The 20,320-nt window shown below is 72.2% G+C and carries 18 protein-coding genes; 6 read left to right on the forward strand and 12 right to left on the reverse strand.

Annotation, left to right across the window (positions count from 1 at the left end; all coding sequences use genetic code 11):
- Positions 1 to 109: 109 nt before the first annotated feature.
- The 4 genes from fhuB to ABZT49_RS00760 all read right to left on the reverse strand — a co-directional run bounded on the left by fhuB (position 110) and on the right by ABZT49_RS00760 (position 4,701).
- On the reverse strand, positions 110 to 2,248 hold the full coding sequence (fhuB, locus tag ABZT49_RS00745; RefSeq protein ID WP_355281723.1) for a Fe(3+)-hydroxamate ABC transporter permease FhuB: 2,139 nt from the start codon (positions 2,246 to 2,248) through the stop codon (positions 110 to 112).
- Positions 2,245 to 3,066 carry an ABC transporter substrate-binding protein gene (locus ABZT49_RS00750; protein ID WP_355281726.1) on the reverse strand — a complete coding sequence of 274 codons (822 nt, stop codon included), beginning with the start codon at positions 3,064 to 3,066 and terminating at the stop codon, positions 2,245 to 2,247. Before ABZT49_RS00750 ends, fhuB begins: the two co-directional genes overlap by 4 nt.
- A gap of 71 nt (positions 3,067 to 3,137) precedes the next feature.
- Positions 3,138 to 3,938, reverse strand: coding sequence for an ATP-binding cassette domain-containing protein (locus ABZT49_RS00755; protein ID WP_355281729.1), 801 nt, complete (start codon positions 3,936 to 3,938; stop codon positions 3,138 to 3,140).
- Positions 3,922 to 4,701: a siderophore-interacting protein gene (locus ABZT49_RS00760; RefSeq protein WP_355281732.1), complete on the reverse strand. Its 780-nt coding sequence runs from the start codon at positions 4,699 to 4,701 to the stop codon at positions 3,922 to 3,924. Before ABZT49_RS00760 ends, ABZT49_RS00755 begins: the two co-directional genes overlap by 17 nt.
- Positions 4,702 to 4,911: 210 nt before the next feature.
- On the opposite strand from ABZT49_RS00760, the gene ABZT49_RS00765 reads away from it, so the two are divergent.
- Positions 4,912 to 5,847, forward strand: coding sequence for a LysR substrate-binding domain-containing protein (locus ABZT49_RS00765; protein WP_355281734.1), 936 nt, complete (start codon positions 4,912 to 4,914; stop codon positions 5,845 to 5,847).
- A gap of 25 nt (positions 5,848 to 5,872) precedes the next feature.
- Here the strand turns inward: ABZT49_RS00765 and ggt are convergent, their stop codons facing one another.
- From ggt to ABZT49_RS00800, 7 genes are read right to left on the reverse strand one after another with little or no spacing between them, the layout of a single operon-like run.
- The gene (ggt, locus tag ABZT49_RS00770) at positions 5,873 to 7,579 is read right to left on the reverse strand and encodes a gamma-glutamyltransferase (protein ID WP_355281737.1); all 1,707 of its coding nucleotides are present in this window, start codon (positions 7,577 to 7,579) and stop codon (positions 5,873 to 5,875) included.
- Positions 7,579 to 8,211, reverse strand: coding sequence for a pyridoxamine 5'-phosphate oxidase family protein (locus ABZT49_RS00775; RefSeq protein ID WP_355281739.1), 633 nt, complete (start codon positions 8,209 to 8,211; stop codon positions 7,579 to 7,581). The genes ggt and ABZT49_RS00775 overlap by 1 nt, the downstream gene beginning before the upstream one ends.
- Positions 8,208 to 9,500, reverse strand: coding sequence for an ArgE/DapE family deacylase (locus ABZT49_RS00780; protein ID WP_407943413.1), 1,293 nt, complete (start codon positions 9,498 to 9,500; stop codon positions 8,208 to 8,210). The genes ABZT49_RS00775 and ABZT49_RS00780 overlap by 4 nt, the downstream gene beginning before the upstream one ends.
- Before the next feature lie 26 nt (positions 9,501 to 9,526).
- Entirely contained in the window at positions 9,527 to 11,203 is a 1,677-nt protein-coding gene (locus tag ABZT49_RS00785; RefSeq protein WP_355281744.1) for an ABC transporter ATP-binding protein, read from the reverse strand.
- 5 nt (positions 11,204 to 11,208) lie between these two features.
- Positions 11,209 to 12,042, reverse strand: a complete 834-nt coding sequence (locus tag ABZT49_RS00790; protein WP_093570951.1) for an ABC transporter permease — start codon at positions 12,040 to 12,042, stop codon at positions 11,209 to 11,211.
- Between the two features lies 1 nt (position 12,043).
- On the reverse strand, positions 12,044 to 13,036 hold the full coding sequence (locus tag ABZT49_RS00795) for an ABC transporter permease (protein ID WP_407943414.1): 993 nt from the start codon (positions 13,034 to 13,036) through the stop codon (positions 12,044 to 12,046).
- Between the two features lie 5 nt (positions 13,037 to 13,041).
- A complete protein-coding gene (locus ABZT49_RS00800) occupies positions 13,042 to 14,619 on the reverse strand; it encodes an ABC transporter substrate-binding protein (RefSeq protein ID WP_355281749.1) in 1,578 nt (525 codons plus the stop codon).
- Between the two features lie 179 nt (positions 14,620 to 14,798).
- Here ABZT49_RS00800 and ABZT49_RS00805 point away from each other — a divergent pair, with 179 nt between their 5' ends.
- The gene (locus ABZT49_RS00805) at positions 14,799 to 15,644 is read left to right on the forward strand and encodes a helix-turn-helix transcriptional regulator (RefSeq protein ID WP_355281751.1); all 846 of its coding nucleotides are present in this window, start codon (positions 14,799 to 14,801) and stop codon (positions 15,642 to 15,644) included.
- Here ABZT49_RS00805 and ABZT49_RS00810 read toward each other — a convergent pair.
- On the reverse strand, positions 15,626 to 16,384 hold the full coding sequence (locus ABZT49_RS00810) for an IclR family transcriptional regulator (RefSeq protein ID WP_238192657.1): 759 nt from the start codon (positions 16,382 to 16,384) through the stop codon (positions 15,626 to 15,628). The genes ABZT49_RS00805 and ABZT49_RS00810 overlap by 19 nt on opposite strands.
- A gap of 241 nt (positions 16,385 to 16,625) precedes the next feature.
- On the opposite strand from ABZT49_RS00810, the gene ABZT49_RS00815 reads away from it, so the two are divergent.
- From ABZT49_RS00815 to ABZT49_RS00830, 4 genes are all read left to right on the forward strand, one after another.
- Positions 16,626 to 17,843 (forward strand): ABC transporter substrate-binding protein, encoded by a 1,218-nt coding sequence (locus tag ABZT49_RS00815; protein ID WP_355281755.1) that lies wholly within the window; start codon positions 16,626 to 16,628, stop codon positions 17,841 to 17,843.
- A 46-nt stretch (positions 17,844 to 17,889) separates the two neighbouring features.
- Positions 17,890 to 18,660, forward strand: a complete 771-nt coding sequence (locus ABZT49_RS00820) for an SDR family NAD(P)-dependent oxidoreductase (protein ID WP_355281758.1) — start codon at positions 17,890 to 17,892, stop codon at positions 18,658 to 18,660.
- A gap of 36 nt (positions 18,661 to 18,696) precedes the next feature.
- Positions 18,697 to 19,815, forward strand: a complete 1,119-nt coding sequence (locus tag ABZT49_RS00825) for a CoA transferase (RefSeq protein ID WP_355281761.1) — start codon at positions 18,697 to 18,699, stop codon at positions 19,813 to 19,815.
- Between the two features lie 378 nt (positions 19,816 to 20,193).
- Positions 20,194 to 20,320, forward strand: a 127-nt coding sequence (locus ABZT49_RS00830; RefSeq protein WP_355281766.1) for an NAD-dependent epimerase/dehydratase family protein, incomplete at its 3' end; no start/stop codon positions are given.

A 20,320-nucleotide genomic window follows, 5' to 3' on the forward strand; every position in this document is an offset into this window, starting at 1 on the left:
CTTCGTCAATTCTTGTTCGTCCGGGCATCACTGCCCGGCTGATCTCGTTCGGCTGGATCCGGCCGTTGCTGGCGGTCCTTCCCGCGGGAGGGATGGGAGGCGGCGGCACTCAGCATCGCGGGCCCGCTTTGCGCAGGACGGCGCCGATCAGGTACGGCGCGCCGATCAGCGAGGCGAAGAGGCCGACGGGCATCTGGTAGGGGTAGAAGACGAGGCGCGAGAGCAGGTCGGCCCCGGCCATCAGCCCGCAGCCGATCGCGACCGAGCCGGCGAGATGCCACCGCGCCCCGACGAAGCCAGTGGACCGAGCGAGGTGCGGCGCCATCAGCCCGACGAAGCTCACGGGCCCGACCGTCAGGGCGCTCACGCCCGTCGCGAGGGCGGCGATGGTGAGCAGGACGAGCTTGGCGCGCCCGAGCGGCAGGCCGAGGGCGAGGGCGGCGGAATCGCCGAGCGGCAGCACGTCGAGCCACCGCGCGAGCAGGGCCAGGGCGGCGATGCTGGCGAGCGCCCCCGCGACCGCCAGTCGCGCGAGGGCCGGATCGACCTGCGTCGAGGCGCCGGTGATCCAGGCCAGGATCATCGCGGCCTCCAGGCCGCCGCGGGTCATGATCACCGTGAGGCCGGCACCGGCCAGGGCACCGAGCGCGATGCCGCCGAGCAGCATGCGGCTGCCCTGGAGCGCGGCGCGGCGCGCCACGGCGAGGAGCGCCGCGAGCCCGATTCCGGCGCCGAGAGCGGCGCTGCCGACCTGCGCGGCGAGGCCCGCGGCCGGCGCCGCGAGGATGCAGGTGGCGAGGCCGAAGCTCGCCGCGCCGCTGACGCCGAGAACCTCCGGGCTCGCCAGCGGGTTCGCGGTCATGCGCTGCAGGACGCAGCCGGACGCGGCGAGCATGGCTCCGCCCGCCATCACGGCGGCGAGGCGGGGCAGCCGCCAGGGCAGGAGGAGCGCGAGGTCCGATGGACCGGCGAGCACGAGCCCGGTGCGATCGCGCCCGAGGACCAAGCCCGCGAGGACGAGGACGACGACGGCGCCCGCGAGGAGCGTCAGCGAACGCCACGGCCTGGCGAGGCTCCGGGGAGCATGGGCCGTCCCCGACGCGATGGGGCGCAGGCCGGAGAGCCGGGGCAGCAGCAGGAGCAGGAACGGACCGGCGAGCAACGCCGTGACGGCGCCGGTCGGCAGAGCGAGACGGCTGCCGCGGTCGATCGCCTGCACGATCCCGTCGGTCAGGAGCAGGATCAGCCCGCCGAGGACGGGTGCGGCGACGAGGAGGGCGCGGGGCGTGCGCAGGCCGAGCATCCGCGCGAGGTTCGGGGCGGCGAGGCCGACGAAGCCGATGACGCCGACCTGCGCCACCACCGATCCCGCCAGGACGACGGCCAGCAGCAGCAGGGCGGTCCGGATCCGGGCGACGGGCAGGCCGAGGCCGCCGGCGCCGGCATCGTCGAGGGTGAGCAGGGCGAGGGGGCGCAGGAGCAGGGCGGCGAGCAGCCAGGCCAGGGCCAGCCGAATCCCGAGGCTTTTCGCCGGTCCCCAGTCCTGCTGCGCCAGCGAGCCGCCGCCCCAGAGGAACAGGGAGGTCAGGTATTGCCCGCCATACAGGACGAGCGCCGCGCTCGCCGAGGCGCAGACGAGGCCGACCAGCATGCCGGCGACCACGACGCTCGTCGGCTCGAAGGCCTGCCGCGCCGTGAGGCCGAGCACCAGGGCCGCTGCGGCGAGCGCGCCCGCGAAGGCGACCGCCTCGCGGCTGAGCCCGCCCAGATCCGGCGCGAAGGCTGTCGCGGCGACGATCGCCAGATGCGCACCGGCCGCGACGCCGAGCGTCGAAGCGTCGGCGAGCGGGTTGCGCTGCACCCGTTGCAGCAGCATCCCGGCGAGGCTCAGGGCCGCTCCGGCCGCGAGCGCGACGATGGCCCGCGGCAGCAGGCTGTGGAGCACGACGAGATCGCGCAGGGGGTGGCTCGCATCGTCCAGCATCGCCCGGATGCCGAGGCCGTGCAGGAGGGCGCCGAGCCCCGCGAGCCCGGCGCAGAGACAGGCGAAGCGCAGCGCGAGCGCCCGGTCGCCTGGAGGCGGGGCGCACGCGGCTCGGGAGGGATCGGCGACGGCGCCGGCGCGGGACCCTAAGCAGACTTGCGTTGGCAGGCCAACGCTTCGTCCGCTTAGGGTCTTGTTTTGTCGCAGATTTTTATCGCAAAACCGGCAACCACTTTTGCGGAATCTGCTTAGGTCGCAGGTCATGCCAGCGCCTCCGCGAGCAGGCGGGCGAACCGCGCGGCGGTGGGCAGGGCGCCGAAGGGATTGACCGGGGCCAGCACCCGGACGCGGTTCTCGCGCACCGCCGGCAGCGCGTTCCACAGGGCGCTCTGCGGCAGTGCCCGGGCGGCGTCCGGCGGCAGCGGACCGACGATGAGGATGCTGGCCCCCGGATCCTGGGCCAGCGCCAGGATGTCGACCGGGGCCTGCGCGACGTAGCGGGTGTTGCCGGTCCAGGCGCTCGCCAGGCCGAGCCGGTCGAGCACGGCACCGTGCATGCTGTCGGGTCCGAAGGCCCGGAAGTGGCGTGGATCGCCGACGCTGATCACGAAGACCCGTTCCCCGCGCCGGGATGCGAGCCGCTGCGCCGCTGCGGCGAGCGCCGCCTTGGTCTCGGCGACGACCCGCTCGGCCTCGCCCTCGCGCCCGACCCGGGCGGCGGCGATGCGGGTCGCCTCGATCGCCGCCGCGTAGGGTGGACGCCCGCGCTGGTCGATGCGCAGCGACAGGACCGGGGCGATGCGGCCGAGCTGGCCCTCGATGCGGCCGTACCAGGGGGCCGACAGGATCAGGTCGGGCGCGGCCCGCAGCAGGGCCTCGAAGTTCAGGCTGCCGCGCAGGCCGAGATCCGCGACGCGGTCGGTGACCGGCGGCTCGACCACGAGCCTGCGGTAGAGCACCAGCTCGGCGCCCGCCACGACCTCCGCCCCGAGGGCGAGGGCCGTCTCGAGCATCGCCCAGTCGATCGCGGCGATGCGGGGCGCCGCGGCCCCGGCGGCGCAGGCCGGGGACCGGGGGAGCACGGCGCCGGCCGCCGCAGCGAGCAGGGCCCGCCGCGTCGGGAGGAGCGCCCCGGATGCGGGGTCGCACCGGCTCACAGGGGATATCCGACGACGTCGCCGGTCCCGGGCAGGCGGTGGATGCCCATGCGCAGGCCGTAGATCCGGGCCAGCACATCCTCCCGCATCACGGCATCCGGGGTTCCCTGCGCGACGATGCGGCCATGGCCCAGCGCCACGATGTCGTCGCAGAACCGCGCCGCCATGTTGATGTCGTGCAGGATCACGATCACGCTGAGGCCGCCCTCCCGCCCCAGCGCCCGAACCAGGGACAGCACGTCGATCTGGTGGGCGATGTCGAGGGCGGAGGTCGGCTCGTCGAGGAGCAGGCAGGCGGCGTCCTGGGCGAGCAGCATGGCGAGCCAGACGCGCTGGCGCTCGCCGCCGGAGAGCGAGGAAACCGCCCGGCCGCGGAAGGCCCCGGTGTCGGTCCGGCGGAGCGCCTCGTCGACCTTCTCCCGATCCCGCGCCCCGAAGCGGCCGAGAAGGCCGTGCCAGGGAAAGCGGCCGAGCGCGACCAGTTCCTCGACCCGCATTCCGTCCGTCGGCGGGGTGAACTGGGGCAGGTACGCGACCTGCCGGGCGAACTCTCGCGGGCTGATCGCGGCGAGGTCCTCGCCGTGGAACCGGATACGGCCCGAGCCGGATGGAGCCTGCCGGGCGAGCAGGCGCATCAGCGTGCTCTTGCCCGAGCCGTTCGGCCCGATCAGCCCGCAGATCCGGCCCGGTGCGAAGCGATGGGTGATCCCGTCGAGCAGGGTCCGTCCGCCGGCCTCGACACGGATCCCGGCGAGCTCGAACAGGGCGGCCGGGCTCCCCTCAGCGTGCCGCCGCATCGTCGTCCTGCCGGCGCCAGTAGGTGACGATCCGGGCCTGCGCGCTGCCGAGGGCGAGGCGCTCGCGCATGATGGCGGTGAGGTCGCGGGCCGTACCCGCCTCGACGCCCGCATAGAGGAAGGAATCGCGACCCGCGTCCCGGGCGAGGCCGGCAGCCGCCCGAACGAGCTGCGAGCCCCGCCCGGAGCGGTGGAGAAAGTCGAGCCGCGCGCCGGCGCCGCAGGCCACGGCCTGCTCCTCGTCCCGGTCCGCCACCTCGACGAGCGCGTCGATGCGCCGGCCGGGCGCCGCCTCCTCGATCAGGCGGCCGATCACCGGCAGCGCGGTCTCGTCGCCGACGAGGACGAGGCGGTCCGCCGGCGGAACGGGACGGCCGAGCGGCCCGATCAGTCCCACGCGGTCGCCGGGACGGGCCCGGGCGCCCCAGCAGGAGCCGGGACCCGCGGGCGCGTGCAGCACGACGTCGATGTCGATCTCGCCCGCCTCCGGCCGGACGAACCGCACGGTGTAAGTGCGCGACGCCGCCGGCGCTCCGTCCACGCCGCGCAACGGACCGCAGGGGCAGGGGACGAGGAGGCGGGCATGCATCGCGGGCCCCGCGAAGGACGCCGCGTCGTCGCAGGCGAGGGTGATCCGGCGCAGCCGCGGCGTCACGGCCTGCCTTGCCAGGACTCGAAGCGTGCGCGGGGTCTCCTTCGGGCCGGAGGAAAGCGATGGGGCGGCACGAACGACAGTCGGCGGGGCCGAGGGAGGCAACGACATGATCCGGTTCCCGACGGGTGCCGACGCGGCGCAGAACAGCCGTCCGGGTACGGCTTAGCCGAGCCGGGTGCCGAGGGTCCAATAATTGGCCCATGCGATTTTAAGAAGTGGAGCTTATGATGGGAGGAGCAAGATTGTTTGTAATTATTAAAATTTCAGGCCCGACTTGCTCGTGAGGGCCTGCGGAATCGCGGATGCGAAAGGGGGATCATGGGCGTCAACAAGGCGACGGGCGCGTTCGAGCTGCGGCACCTGCGCTACTTCGTGACCCTGGCCGAGGAGCGGAACTTCAGCCGCGCCGCGGAGCGGCTCGGCATCGCCCAGCCGGGCCTGAGCCAGCAGATCCTCAACCTGGAGGCGCTGGTCGGCACATCTCTGCTCGATCGCAGCCGGCGCTCGGTCCAGCTCACGCTGCCCGGCCAGGTCTTCCTGCAGGAGGCCCGCAAGACGCTTCTCCAAGCCGACACGGCTCTGGCCGCCGTGCGCCGGGCCGGGCGGGGCGAGACGGGCCGGATCTCCATCGGCTACGTGGCCTCGGCCGCCTATGCGGGCGTGCTCACGGCGTCGCTCGCCGGCTTCCGGACGACGCATCCGGAGGTGGAGCTTCAGCTCACCGAGATGGAGATGGGCCTGCAACTCGCGGCGATCGCCGGCGGCGCCCTCGATTTCGGCTATGTCCGCCCCCCGGTGAAGGTCCCCGACGGGGTCGCGACGACCTGCGTCCTGCGCGAGCCCCTGGTCGTCGCGGTCGGTGCGGCCCACGCGCTCGCCGATCACGAGACGATTCCGCTGGCCGCGCTGAGCGGGGAGACCTTCATCGCGCCGCGCCAGGCCGTCGATGTCGGCTTTCACCACAACGCCGTCACCGCCTGCCGCGAGAGCGGCTTCGAGCCGACGATCAGCGCCACCGGGCGGGACTTCACCACCATCGCCAGCATGGTCGCGGTCGGGCTCGGGGTCGCGCTCGTGCCGCGATCCCTGACCTGCCTGCAACTGCCCGGCCTCGTCTACCGCCCGGTCACCGGATCGACGACGACCTCGGATCTCGCGGTGGCCTACCGCCGCAACGAGCCGGCGCCGGCGGTGAGGGCCTTCATCCGCCACCATCATCGGGCGGACCCGGCCGAGCGCGACGCGGCGACGTGATGCGCCGCCGGATGACCCGGACGGGTCAGGCCGACGGAGCGGCCCGGCGCGGGTCGGGCCAGAACGAGGTGCCGGCGCGGGCGAGCCCGCCGCCGAGCCCCGCCGGCGCGCCGTCGGCCCGCCAGCAGGCCGCCCCCGTCATCGTGCCGTCGGGCTCGAAGCCGACCGCGCACATCCCGCCGCCGACATGCGCCACCGGCCGTACCGGGTGGCCGCGGGCGGCAAGCGCCGCGCGCACGGTCTCCGGAACGCCGTCCTCGATCTCCGCCTCGTCGCCCCAGGTGAAGACACGGGGCGCCTCGACGGCCTCCTGCAGCGACATGCCGTGATCGACGAGGTTGAGGACGGCCTGGAGCGCGCCGGCGGGGATCCGGTGCGCGCCGGGCAGCCCGAGGGCGAAGACCGGCCGGCCCGCGCGGCAGCCGATGAGGGCCGAGATGCCGCTCGTGATCCGCTTGCCCGGCGCCAGGGACAGGGCGTGGCCGGGATGCGGATCGAACAGGTACATGTAGTTGTTCGGCACGATCCCGGTCCCGGGGATCATGATCTTGGCGCCGAACAGGCTGTTGATCGTCTGGGTCGAGGTGACGATGGCGCCGTCGGCATCCGCCACGGTGACGTGGGTGGTGTTCTGGGACTCGTTGGTGCCGACGCCCGGCGCGTAGCGGCCAGCCCGCGCCGGATCGATCTCCGGGCGGCGCAGGGCGGCGTAGTCCTTCGCGGTCAGCCGGGCCACCGGCACGTCGACGAAGGCCGGATCGGCGGTGGCGGCGCGCCGGTCGACGGCGGCGATCTTCAGGACTTCCAGCAGGAGGTGGAGCGTGTCCGGCGTGCCGAAGCCCATGGCGGCGAGATCGTAGGCCTCGAGCAGGTTCAGCATCTGCACGATGTGGACCCCACCCGAGGCCGGCGGCGCCGGGCCGATGATCTCGACGCCGCGATAGGTCCCCCGCACCGGTGCGCGCTCCACCGTGCGGTAGGCCGCGAGGTCGGCGGGCGCGAGGTAGGAACCGGCGGCCCGGAGCGCCGAGCCGATCTCGCTGCCGAGGCTGCCGCCGTAGAGCGCGTCCGGCCCCTCGCGGGCGATGGTGGCGAGCGTCTGCGCGTAATCGCCCTGGACGAGGCGCGCTCCGGCCGCGACCGGCCCGCCGCCGGGCAGGAAGATTTTTGCGATCGCGGCGTCGCGCGCCAGGAGCGGCGCGTTCTCCGCCGTGCAGGCGGCGAGGTAGGGCGTGACCGTGAAGCCGCGCCGGGCGTGCCGGATCGCCGGCTCCATCACGTCGGCGAGCGGCAGGCGGCCGAAGCGGGCGAGCGCCTCGCACCAGCCCTTCAGCGTCCCCGGCACCGCGACCGCGGAGGCGCCCATGAAATTGCGCCGCCCTCGCGTCTCCATGTAGTCCGGCCAGGCGTCGGAGACGGGCTCGTAGGCATCGGGCCGGGCGGCGGCCGGCGCGGTCGCGAGGCCGTCGATCGTCGTGGTCGTCCCGTCGGCGAGGCGGATCACCGCGACGCCGCCGCCGAAGATGCCGACCATCATCGGCTCGACCACCGTGAGGGCGAAGAGCGCCGCGACCGCGGCGTCGATCGCGTTGCCGCCGGCGGCCAGCATCTCGAGGGAGGCGGCCGAGGCGAGGGGGTGGTTCGTCACCGCCATCCCGCGCCGGGCCGCGACCGGGGCCTTCTCGCACGCGAAGGGCGTGCCGGCCCGCGCCCGCCAGTCGTCATGAGCCATCAGTACAGCCTCGTGCGGTAGCCTTCCTCCATCGTCCGCTCGGCCGCCTCGACCGTCACGGAGGCGGTCTGCTCGGCGATGATGCGGCCGAGCGTCGGGAAGCTGCTGCGCTCGACGTGGAGCGAGGGATCCCACAGCTTCGAGCGCATCAGCGCCTTGCCGCAATGGAAGAACGTTTCCTGCACCTCGACGAGGAGGCCGACCGGCGGGACCTTGCCCTGGGCGGCGAGGGGCGCGAGCAGGTCCGCGTCGCGGGTGAGGCTGGCGCGGCCGTTGACCCGCAGGGTCTCGTTGATCCCCGGCACCATGAAGATCAGCCCGACGGCCGGGTAGCGCAGGATGTTGGCGAAGGAATCGACCCGCTTGTTGCCGAGCCGGTCCGGGATCAGCAGCTTGCGCTCGTCGAGCACCGCCACGAAGCCGGCGGCGTCCCCGCGCGGGCTCGCATCGGAGCGCCCCTCGCCGTCGCTCGAGGCGAGCACCAGGAAGGGCGAGAGCGCGATGAAGTCCCGGCAGAAGCCGTCGAGGACTCCGAGGACCTTCTTCTCGGCGAGCGGGTTGATCGGCCCGTACTCGGCCCGCAGCTCGTCCTGCGTCCGGATCGGGGGTGTCTGCCCGGGTGTCTCGGTCATCGCGTCCCTCCGGTGATCGGCGCCACGCCGCACCAGCCGGCGACGAACAGCGCGACGGTGCGGGTGAGCTTGCGCAGCGACTCGACGTTCGCGCGCTCGTTGAAGGCGTGGGCGTTCTCGATCGTCGCGCCGTAGCAGAAAGCCGGGATGCCGTAATCGAGGCCGTAGAAGCGGGCATCGGTCAGCCCCGTGAACAGCGAATCCTCAAGCGGGCCTCCCCAGCCGGCGCCGTGCGCCTCGGCGAGCACGGCCTCCGCCGCCTCGGCCCCCGTCACCTCGTAGCCGGGCGAGAGGAAGCCGGACCACACCACCTCGGGCGGGCTCTGGGCGAGGAAGGGATGGTTGGCTGCGGCCCGCGCCACGCAGGCCTCGATCTCGCGCTGGCACGCGGCCACGCTCCAGCCGGGCAGAAGGCCGATGCGGCAATCGACGTCGCACCAGGCCGGCACGCTCGAGGCCCATTCGCCGCCGCGGATGATGCCGACATTGAGGTTGAGCGGGTGCGTGAGCGCGCCGAAACGGGGATGGTCCTTCGCCCGCTCGTTCCACTCCGCCTCCAGGCCCTCCAGGGCCTGGATGACGTGATAGGCCGCCTTGATCGCGTTGAAGCCGACGGCCGCGTGGGCCGCGTGGGCGGGCTCGCCCCGGACCTTGAGGCGAAACCAGATCACCCCGGTCTGCGCCCGCATCAGGCGCCCGTTCGTCGGCTCGACGATGAAGCAGGCCTCCGCCCGGTAGCCGCGCTGCAGCGTCGAGAGGGCGCCGAGCCCGGTGCTCTCCTCCTCGATCACCGACTGGACGTGGATGCGGCCCTGGGGCGCGAGGCCCGCGGCCTTGAGCGCGTCGAGGGCGTAGAGCGCCGCGATGGTGCCGGACTTCATGTCGCCGACGCCGCGGCCGTAGAGCCAGCCATCCTCCACGACGGGCTGGAAGGGCGGGCGCTTCCACATGTCGAGGGGGCCGGCGGGGACCACGTCGCAATGGCCCTGGAGGATGAGGGAGCGGCCCTGCGCCCGCTCCGGCCGGTAGGTCCCGACCACCGTGCGGGCGCGGGAGAAATCGGTCTCGACCGGGCCGAAGCCGGGCAGGTGGCGCAAGTCGTCCTGGTCGATGCGCCAGTCGTCGACGGCGTAGCCCCGCGCCCGCAGGAGGTCGGCCATCCTGTCCTGGCACGGACCCTCCTGGCCGCGGGTCGAGGGGATCGCCGCGAAGGCGATGGTGTCGGCGATCTGGCGCTCGAAGCCGGCATCGACTGCCGCAAAGAGCGCGTCGCGCTCGGGGCCGGTCAGGGTCGTGCGGGGTTGCGTCTCGTCTGTCATGCGACCTCCGGCGCGACGGGCGCGCGCGTGAATCCGGGATGTTCGAAGAAAAGCCGCCCCGGAATCGCGTCGAGGAGGGCGCGGGTATAGGCCTCGCGCGGCGCGGAGAAGACGTCGCGCGTCGCCCCCTCCTCGACGATCCGGCCCTTCTGCAGAACGATCACCCGGTCGGCGATCTCGGCGGCGATGCGCAGGTCGTGGGTGATGAAGATCATCGCGAGACGCATCTCGCGGCGCAGTTCGGCGAGCAGCGCCAGCACCTGGGCCTGGACCGAGACGTCGAGGGCAGAGACCGCCTCGTCGGCAATCAGCACCTGCGGCCGCAGCACCAGCGCCCGGGCGATGCAGATGCGCTGGCGCTGCCCGCCGGAGAATTCGTGCGGATAGCGCTCCGCCGCCGCCGCCGTGAGACCGACCCGCTCCAGGAGCGCGCGCGCGGCCGCCATCGCCTCGCGGCGCGGGGTGCCGTAGGCCATCGGCCCGCGGGCGACCGCGTCCCCGACCTTCTGGCGCGGGTCGAGGCTCGCGAAGGGATCCTGGAACACGATCTGGAGGCCGCGCCGGGCCTGGCGCAGCGCCTCACCGTCGAGCGAGCGCAGGTCCTCGCCGCCGAGCCGGATCGCGCCGCCATCGGGCTCGGTGAGGCGCATGATCATCCGCCCGAGGGTCGACTTGCCCGATCCGGATTCGCCCACGACCGCGAGGGTCTCGCCCTGGTGCAGGCTGAGGGACAGGCCATCCGCGGCGACGACCCGGCGCGGCGGCTGGAACAAGCCCCGTCGCACCGTGAAGGTCTTGCGCAGGTCCTCGATCGCGAGGACCGGCGCTCCCTCCGGCCGGGGGGCCGGCGGACGCAGCCGCGCGCGGGGCACCGCATCGATCAGCGCCCGGGTATAGGGATCGCGGGGCCGGCGCAGAACCGCCTCCGCGCTCCCGGTCTCGACCACGCGCCCGCCCCGCAGCACCACGACCCGGTCGGCGACATCGGCGACGACGCCGAAATCGTGGGTGATGAGGAGCACGCCCATGCCGCGCTCGCGCCTGAGATCGTCGATCAGCCGCAGGATCTGCGCCTGGGTCGTCACGTCGAGGGCCGTCGTCGGCTCGTCGGCGACGAGGAGGGCCGGCCGGTTCGCCATCGCCATGGCGATCATCACCCGCTGGCGCTGGCCGCCGGAGAGCTCGAACGGGTAGGAATGGGCAAGAAGCCCGGGCGTCGGCAGGCCGACCTGGGCGAGCAGGCCCTCGACCCGGGCCCGCATCGCGTCGCGCAGCAGCGCGCCCTGGTGGGTGCGGATCGTCTCGGCGATCTGGGCGCCGACGCGCTTCAGGGGGTTGAGGGAGGACAAGGGCTCCTGGAAGATCATCCCGGCCTCGCCGCCGCGGAAGGCCCGCAGGTCGGAGCCCGACAGCCGCGCGACGTCGCGCCCGTTCACCGCGACCGCGCCGCCGGCGACGCGCACCCCGGACGGCAGCAGGGAGAGGATCGCGTGCGCGATCATCGACTTGCCGGAGCCCGACTCGCCGACGAGGCAGACCACCTCGTTGCGCTGGATCGCGAAGGAGACGTCCTCGACCGCGTGGGCCCGGTCGCCGCCCCGCGGCAGCGCGATGGTGAGCCCGTCGACGGTGAGGACGGGAGCCGTGGATGCGGGAGCTTTGGCGTCGGTCATGGTCGTCAGCCCCGGCGCCGCGCGATGCGCGGGTTGAGCACGTCGCTCAGACCCTCGCCGAACAGGTTGATGGCGAGCACGGTGACGAGGATCGCGAGGCCCGGGAACACGCTCGCCCACCACGCCTGCCGGATCGAGCTGCGGGCCGAGCCGACCATGAAGCCCCAGGACATCATGTTGGGATCGCCCAGGCCGAGGAAGGAGAGCGCGCTCTCGATGAGGATCGCGCTCGCCACCGTGAGCGAGGCCGTGACGAGGATCGGCGAGACCGCGTTCGGCAGCACGTGGCCGAACACCACCCTGGCGGTGCGCTCGCCCTGGCAGATCGCCGCCTCGACGAATTCCCGGCGGCGCAGGCGCAGGAACTCGGCCCGGGTGAGCCGGGCGAGCGGCGGCCAGGACACCGCCCCGATCGTGGCGACGATGGTGGCGAGCGAGGGCGTGAAGGTCGCGACGAGCAGGATCGCCAGCACGAAGGCGGGGATCGTCTGGAACAGCTCGGTCATGCGCATCAACGCCGCGTCGAGCCCGCCGCCGGCATAGCCGGCGAGCGCCCCGACCGTCACCCCGATGACGAGCGCCGCCAGCGCCGAGGCGACGCCGATGAGGAGCGAGACCCGGGCCCCGTGGGCGATGCCCGCCGCGACGTCGCGCCCGAGGGTGTCGGCCCCGAGCCGCATCCCGTCCTCGCCGGGCGGGGCGAAGGGCGTCGCCACCATCTCCCAGGGGGATTCGGGGTAGAGGACGGGGGCGCTCGCCGCGAGGACCAGCACCGCCAGGATGAGCACGAGCCCGGCCATGCCGCTCGGGTGGCGCAGGAAAGCCTTGAGCGCGTCCATCTCAGGCGCTCCCCGCCCGCATGCGCGGATCGATGAGCCGGTAGGCCAGATCCGTCGCGAGGTTGAACAGGATGACGATGACCGAGAGGATGAGGAACACGCCGAGCATCACCGGGTAGTCGCGCTGGAGCAGCGCGTCGAAGGTGAGCCGGCCGAGCCCCGGCCAGGCGAACACCGTCTCGACCACGACCGCGCCGCCGACGAGGGCGCCGGCCTGCATGCCCGCCACCGTGACCACCGGCACGAGGGCGTTGCGCAGCATGTGCCCGAGAACGATCTGCGCCCCGGTGAGGCCCTTGGCGCGGGCGGTCTTCACGAAGTCCTGCTGCGCCACCTCGATGATCGCGGCCCGCATCAGCCGGGCGTAGATCGCGAGGTAGATCGCCCCGAGGGAGGCCGCCGGCATCGCGAGGTACTTGAGGAGATCGAGGGCCTGGCCCAGGGGGCCGAGCCGGGCGTTGATCGTGCCGTAGCCGAAGGGCGGCAGCCAATCGAGCCAGACCGAGAAGACCAGGACCAGCATCAGCCCGAGCCAGAACACCGGCATGGCGTAGAGCACGAGCGACAGGACCGTGAAGGCGGTGTCGGCGGCGCTGCCCGCGGCGAGGCCGGCCATCACGCCGAGGGTCGAGCCGAGGAGGAGCGCGAGGGCGAAGGCCGTGACCGTGAGGAGGAGGGTGGCGGGAAGGCGCTCGCGGATCAGGTCGAGGACCGGCCGGCGCTGCTGGGTCGAGGTGCCGAGATCGAGCCGCACCACCCGGCCGAGATGGCGCGCGAGCTGCACCGCGTAGGGCTGGTCGAGGCCGTATTCGGCGCGCAGGTCGGCGAGCAGCTTGGCGTCCGCGCCGCCCGACTGCCCGGCCATCACCTGGGCCGGGTCGCCGGGCGCGGCCCGCACCAGCGCGAAGTTGAAGGTCGCGATCACCAGGACCACCAGGACGAGCCGGACGATCCAGGCACCGAGCGCGATTCCGATCCCGGCAGCGCGCCTGATCCCGGTCACGACTTCGTCACCGCGCCGAAGGTCTCGTGCGAGCCGATCGCCGTCGTCACGACGTCCTTGAGGCTCCTGTCGTAGATGATCGGGTACTCGATCTCGAGCGTCCAGGCGACGGGCACGTCCTCGACCAGGATCTGCTGGACCCTGGTGTAGAGCTCCTGGCGCTTCTTCTCGTCCAGCGCGCTCGCGGCCTCGTCGAACAGCCGGTCCACCTCGGGGTTCGAGTAGCCCTGCGTGTTCGAGAACAGGATGCCCTTGACGATGTTCGAGGTCACGTAGGTGCGCGAGACGCCGAGCGCCGGATCGCCGAGCTGGTAGAGCAGGTTCGTCGTCATCTGGTAGTCCCAGTTGCCGATCCGGGAGGCCCAGCCCGCCATGTCGGTCGATTCGAGCACGAGGTCGATGCCGACGCGGGCGAAGGACTGGCGGTAGAACTCCGCCGAGCGCTGGTAGGATTCGCCGTAGGGCGGCACCAGGAACTTGATCTCGACCCGCTTGCCGTTAGCGCCGGGCTTGAGACCCATCTCGTCGAGCAGAGCCTTCGCCTTGTCGAGGCTGTACTCGTACTTGCGGACGTTCGGGTCGTAGAACTTCGTCTTCGAGGCGATCGGCCCGGTCGCGACCCTCGCCTGCCCGAAATAGACGCGTTTGGCGAGCGCCTCGCGGTCGAGGGCGTGCATCACCGCCTGGCGGAAGCGCCGGTCGTTCAGCGGCGCGACGCGGTTGTTCATCTCGAGCCACTGCAGCGGCGCGAAGTATTCGTAGCCCGCATTGGTGACGGCGAGGTTCGGGCGGGCCTTGAGGCGGGCGACGTCGTAGAACTCGACGTCGGACCATTGCGCGAGCTGCACCGTGCCGTTCTCGAGGGCGAGCGTGCGCGACGCCGCGTCGGGGATGACCCGGTAGATGATCTCGTCGAGGTGCGGCTCGTCCTTGCGGTAGTAGCCGTCGTGGCGCACCAGGTGGACGTGCGAGCCGCGCACCCATTCCTTGAGCTTGAACGGGCCGGTCCCGATGGCCTTGTCGTTCATCGGGTTCTTGCGGAAGTCGGTGCCCTCGTAGACGTGCTTCGGGACGATCGGCGCGGTGGTGCAGTCGAACGAGCCGAGGAACGGCGCGAAGGGCTCCTTCAGCGTGAAGACCACGGTCAGGGGATCGGGCGCCTCGGCCCGCGCCACGCGTCGGAAGGTGTTGCGCGCCCGTGGATGGGTCTCCATCAGCAGGGTCATGCACGAGAACACGACGTCCTGCGCCGTCATCGGCGTGCCGTCGTGGAAGGTGATGCCGGGAAACAGCCGGAACGTGTAGGTGAGCCCGTCCGGCGAGATCTCCCAGGACCGCGCCATGCCGGGCATCGGCTTCAGGTCGGGGGCGTATTTGAGCAGGCTCTCGTAGATCTTGCCGCCGAGGGTCAGCGTCGGCTGCTGCTGGTTCAGGGCGGTGACGAGGATCGGCGGCTCGGGCTGGATGATCACGTTGAGCGTACCGCCGCGACCTTGCGCCGCCGCCCGTCCCGCGCCGAGCGGCAGGGACGCGGCGCCGGCGAGCAATCCCCCGGTGAACTGGCGGCGATCCATCCCGGCCTCTCCCGATCGTTGAGCGATCGTGAGAGCCTAGCCGAGCGAATACCGGCCCGCCGTCGCATTCGGGCCGCCGAGTATCGCGATCGGGCCAGCCGGCGGGCTGCGATGGCAGCCGAGCGTGGTATGCAGGTTGCGTCCGCCCGGCCGAAGCGACCGCCCGTGAGGAGCGCAGGATGAGGAAGCCGTTCCCGCTCGAGGCCGAGCGGTGCGAGACGATCCCGCAGGGACGGCGGGCCGCCGACCCGCGGGCGGCCCGCGCGCTCTCGGCCAGCCTCCAGGCCGTGCCGCGCCGGGTGGGCGGGATGGGGGCGTTCTATCCCGATACCAGCACCAGCACCCGGCACGCCCATGCGCGCGGGCAGTTCATCCTCGGCGTCACCGGGGTCACCGCGATGCTGACCGACGAGGGGTGCTTCGTCGTCCCACCGGATCACGGGCTGTGGATCCCGCCGGGCGTGGTGCACCAGTCCCGATCATGGGCGGATGTGGAGGTGCAGACCCTCTACGTCGAGGCCGACGCGATGCCGGCCGGTCACGGCGCCTGCCGCCTGATGCGCACGACGCCGCTCCTGCGGGCGCTCCTCGCCGAGGTGCTGGCGATGCCGGTCCTCTACGATGAACTCGGACGGGAGGGCCGGCTCGTCGACCTCCTGCTCGCGGAGATCGGCCGGATGCCCGCCTCCTCGCTCCACGTCGCGGTGCCGCAGGACGACCGTCTCGGCCGGATCTGCGAGAGCGTGCTCTCCCGCGCCGGCGAGACCCGGACCCTCGACGAGTGGGCGCTCCTCACGGGCTTGAGCCGCCGGACGATCACGCGCCTGTTCCGCCGCGAGACCGGGATGAGCTTCTCGGCCTGGCAGCAGCGGGTGCGGCTCATGGAGGCGCTCGCCCGCCTCGGCGGCGGCGCCTCCGTCACCAGCGTCGCCCTCGACGTCGGCTACGACAGCCCGAGCGCCTTCACGGCGATGTTCAAGCGGGTCCTCGGCACCTGCCCGCGGACCTACCTCGACTGGGCCTGAGGGCCGGGCTCCGCGAGGCCATGGCGGGACAGGGCCGCCTTCAGGATGGCGGCGGTCTCGGGCCGCCGCGCGAGGCAGCGCGAGGTCGGCCCCGCGACGACGATCGAGAGCCGGCGGTCGCCGAGGGGGAGCGGGAGGGCGACTCCGGCGAGGTCGGCGATGTACTCCGAGTCGCTCTGGTGATAGCCGCGCTCCTCCGCCTCCAGCAGCGCACGCTCCACGTTCTCCACGCCCAACGGCGTCGTGTCGGAGAAGCGCTCGAACGCGACCCGGCGGTAGATCGCCTCGCGCGAGGCCGCAGGATACTGAGCGAGGATCGCCCGCCCGGCGGAGCTGGCATGGACCGGAACCCGGTCTCCGACCCGGGCGTGGTAGCGCACCTGGTGCCGGGATTCCGCCACGACGAGGAACAGGGCGTGGATGCCGGTCAGGGTGCCGACCGCCGTGGTCTCGCCGGTGGCCGCCGCCACATCGGCCACGAGGTCGTCGACGACGCCCGGCAGCGGCTCGGCCTCCGCCACGGTGAGGGCGAGCGTGAGCCAGCGAGGGGTGGGGTAGTACCCGGCCCGCGGCCGCGGCTCGTAGAGATAGCCTCTCTCGACGATCGTTCCGACAAGGTTGAACGTGCTCGAGCGCGGCCAGCCGAGATCGTCCGAGATCTCGGCGAGGGTGGCCGGCCGCCGCCGCTCGGCGAAATACTCCAGCAGTTCGAGAACGTTGGCCGCCTGCTTGACCTGCATCTGTCCCGTCGCCCCGTGCCGGTGCGGGGTTCGACCGCCGCCCGGGTTCATGGCTGCGCAACCTAACGGCCGGTGCTTCGGGGCACCACACGCATCCCGCCTCCCCCCTCTGCCTCCGAGGGCGCTTGACTTATTCATAATCAGGAATGAAAAATTCTTACATAAGAATTTTGCGGGCCGCGACGATCGGTGCCGTGATGCGGGCAGCCGCGACAAGTCGGCCCGCCGCAGGGAGGAATGCATGTCGCTTCGCCGTACCCTCGGGACGCTCGCTCTCGCCGCCTCGACGATGCTGTCTTCGGCAGCCCTGGCGCAGGTCCCGGTCAAGATCGGCGTCCTCGCCGACATGTCCGGGATCTTCTCGGATATTGGCGGCGCCGGGGCCGCCGAGGCGACCCGGATGGCCGTCGAGGATTTCGCCAAGCTGCCGGAGGCGAAGGACCTGAAGATCGAGGTCGTCGCGGCCGATGCGCAGAACAAGCCCGATATCTCGAGCACCATCGCGCGCAAGTGGTTCGATTCGGACGGGGTGGACGCCGTCGTCGACATGCCGACGAGCGCGATCTCCCTCGCTCTCGCGCCGCTCGTGCGGGAGAAGAACAAGGTCGCGCTGTTCACCGCGTCCGGCTCCTCGGACCTGACCGGCAAATCCTGCACGCCGAACTCCGTGCACTGGACCTACGACACCTGGGCGCTCGCCCACGGCACCGCGGAGGCGATCACGAAGGCCGGCGGCAAGTCCTGGTACTTCATCACGGCCGATTTCGCGCTCGGCCATGCGCTCGAGCGCGACGCCAGTGCCGTGGTGAAGGCCGAGGGCGGCCGGGTGGCGGGAACCGTGCGCCATCCCACCGACGCCAAGGACTTCTCGTCGTTCCTGCTCCAGGCCCAGGCCTCGCAGGCGCAGGTGATCGGCCTGACCAATGCGGGCGGCGACACGATCAACGCCATCAAGCAGGCCGCCGAATTTGGCATCGTCCAGAGCGGGCAGCAGCTCGCCGGCATGCTCTTGTTCCTCTCCGACATCCATTCGCTGGGCCTGCGCACCGCCCAGGGCCTGCGCCTGACGACAGGGTTCTACTGGGACCTGAACGCGGCGACGCGGGCCTTCGGCGAGCGCTTCGCCGCCCGCAATAGCGGTCGCTACCCCACCATGAACCAGGCCGGGGCCTATTCCGCCACGATCGCGTTCCTTCGGGCGGTCGCGAAGGTCGGATCGGCCAAGGACGGAGCCGCGGTGGTGAAGGCGATGCGGGAGGCGGGGACCTTCGACGACCCGCTCTTCGGCAAGACGATGTTGCGCGAGGACGGCCGCGTGCTGCACGACATGATGCTCGTCGAGGTCAAGAAGCCGGACGAATCGAAGAAGCCCTACGACTACTACAAGGTCCTGGCCACCATCCCGGGCCCGGAGGCTTTCCGTCCCCTGAAGGACGGCGGATGCCCGTTCGTAAAGTAGCGGGTGCCGCCCCGACGGCATCGACGCAAGCTAAGGATCAACGACCATGCGACTGGCGAACAAGCTCGTGGTGGTGACGGCCGCGGCCTCCGGGATGGGACGCGCCGGCGTCGAGCTCTTCCTGCGCGAGGGCGCGCGGGTCGCGGCCATCGACGTGAACGCCGAGGGGCTCGCGCGGCTTTCCGCCGACATGGCGGCGCAGGGCCATGACGTCGCGACGGTGCAGGCCGACCTCTCGCAGCCCGAGGAGATGCGGGGCTCGATCCACGATGCCGCCGCCGCGCTCGGCGGGATCGACGTGCTGTGGGCCCATGCCGGCATCCCCGGGCCCGGCGGCATCGAGAACCTCGACGTGCCGGCCTACCGGCTCGCCATCGACCTCAACGTCACCGCGGCGGCCCTCGCCGCCGGCGAGGCGATCGGGCACATGCGCCGGCGCGGCGGCGGGTCGATCGTGTTCACCGCCTCCGTCTCGGGCCTCGTCGGCTCGATGTGGAGCCCGATCTACTCGGCTGCCAAGTTCGCGGTGGTCGGGTTGACGAAGTCCCTCGCCCAGACCTTTGCACCTGACAACGTCCGGGTGAACGTCGTCTGCCCGGGCCTCGCCGAGACGCCGATGAAGCTCGGCTTCACCGGCCGCTCGGGCGATCCGACGGAGGCCGCCGCCGCCGAGGCGCGCATGGTCTCCGCGGTGCCGATGGGGCGCCTGTGCCGGCCGGAGGAGGCCGCGCACGCGGTGCTCTGGCTCGCCTCGGACGATGCCTCCTACGTGACGGGCGTGGCCCTGCCCGTCGATGGCGGCTTCACGGCGCGCTGAGCGCCGGGGCCCGAGTACGAGGAAGGGAGAAGCGCCATGCCGGGTCCGCTCGCAGGCATCAGGGTCGTCGACCTGAGCACCGTCGTCGCGGGGCCCTTCGCGACGCAGATCCTCGCCGAGCTCGGCGCCGAGATCGTCAAGGTCGAGGGACCGGGCGGCGACATCCTGCGCGCGCCGGGCCCTGCCCGCTCGCCCGGCATGGGAGCGGCGTTCCTCAACTGCAATCGCGGCAAGGACAGCGTCGTCCTCGACCTGAAGCAGGAGGGAGACCGCGCCCGGCTCGACGATCTCGTCCGGGGCGCCGACATCCTCGTCCACAACATGCGGATGAAGGCCGCCGCCCGGCTCGGCCTCGACGACGCGCGCCTGCGCGCGATCAATCCGGGGCTGATCACCTGCGCCATCGTCGGCTTCGGCCAGGACGGGCCCTACCGGGACCGGCCGGCCTACGACGACATCGTCCAGGCGGCCTCCGGCTGGGCCGATCTTGAGCGGCGGGCCGGGGGCGAGCCCCGCTACGCGCCGACCATCGCGGCCGACAAGACCGCGTCGCTCTACGTCACCACGGCGATCTCCGCCGCCCTGTTCCACCGCGCCCGCACGGGAGAGGGACAGGCGATCGAGGTGCCGATGTTCGAAGCCATGGTGTCGTTCCTCGCCGTCGAGCACCTCGCCGGCCTCACCTTCCGGCCGCCCCTCGGCCCGTCCGGCTACGCGCGCCTCCTCTCGAAGCACCGCCGGCCCTACCCGACCCGCGACGGCCACATCGCGGTCCTGCCCTACAATGCGAGCCACTGGCGCGCGGTCTTTAGCGCCGCCGGCCGCGAGGATTGGGCGCAGGAGGAGGCCCTCGGGTCCGACGCTGCCCGCGCCGCGATGATCGACGCCCTCTACGAGCGCCTCGCCGCCTGCCTCGCCCAGGACACGACCGAGGCGTGGCTCTCGCGGCTCGCCCCCCTCGACGTGCCCTGCACACGGGTCAACCGGATCGAGAACCTGCTCGACGATCCCCACCTCGCCGCCACCGGCTTCTTCGAGGCGATCGACCATCCGACGGAGGGGCCGCTCCTCGCACCGCGGCCGCCGGTTCGGTTCTCGCGCACACCCTGCGGCGCGACGCGGCCGGCGCCGCCCCTGGATTCGGGCAAGCCCTGAGGCCGGCACCCGGTGATCTTGGGCGACAGGTGGTCAGCCCGATCACCGCGAAGGTGATGCCGACCATAGGTGGGATCAGGGAGCCGAACATTACCGGGCTTACGAAGCCGGCCGAGGCGACGAGGTAGGGCACGGCCGAGAGCCAGCCGATCGCCACCGTCGAGAAGCCTTGACCCTTCCGGATCAGGGGAAGCCAGGATGTAGCCGGCGAATGGCAACAGCCATGGGAGCACCGCGGGGCACCCTGCGGCGCGATCTGGAGTCGATGCGGCCGTCGACAAAGCAACGAACCTATTTGGCAGCAAATCGGTGGCGCAGAAATTGCTGATTGCTGCTTCGCGCTCAAAGAGAGCGTTTTCTATCAAGAACGAGACTGCGATGGCTGTTTTGGTGACAGGAGGCGCCGGTTATATCGGCAGCCATATGGTGCTCGCCCTGATCGACGCCGGCCACGACGAAGTGGTGGTCCTCGACGATCTCTCGACCGGCTTCGACTGGGCGCTGC

Source organism: Methylobacterium sp. EM32, from assembly GCF_040593685.1.
Taxonomy (GTDB): domain Bacteria; phylum Pseudomonadota; class Alphaproteobacteria; order Rhizobiales; family Beijerinckiaceae; genus Methylobacterium.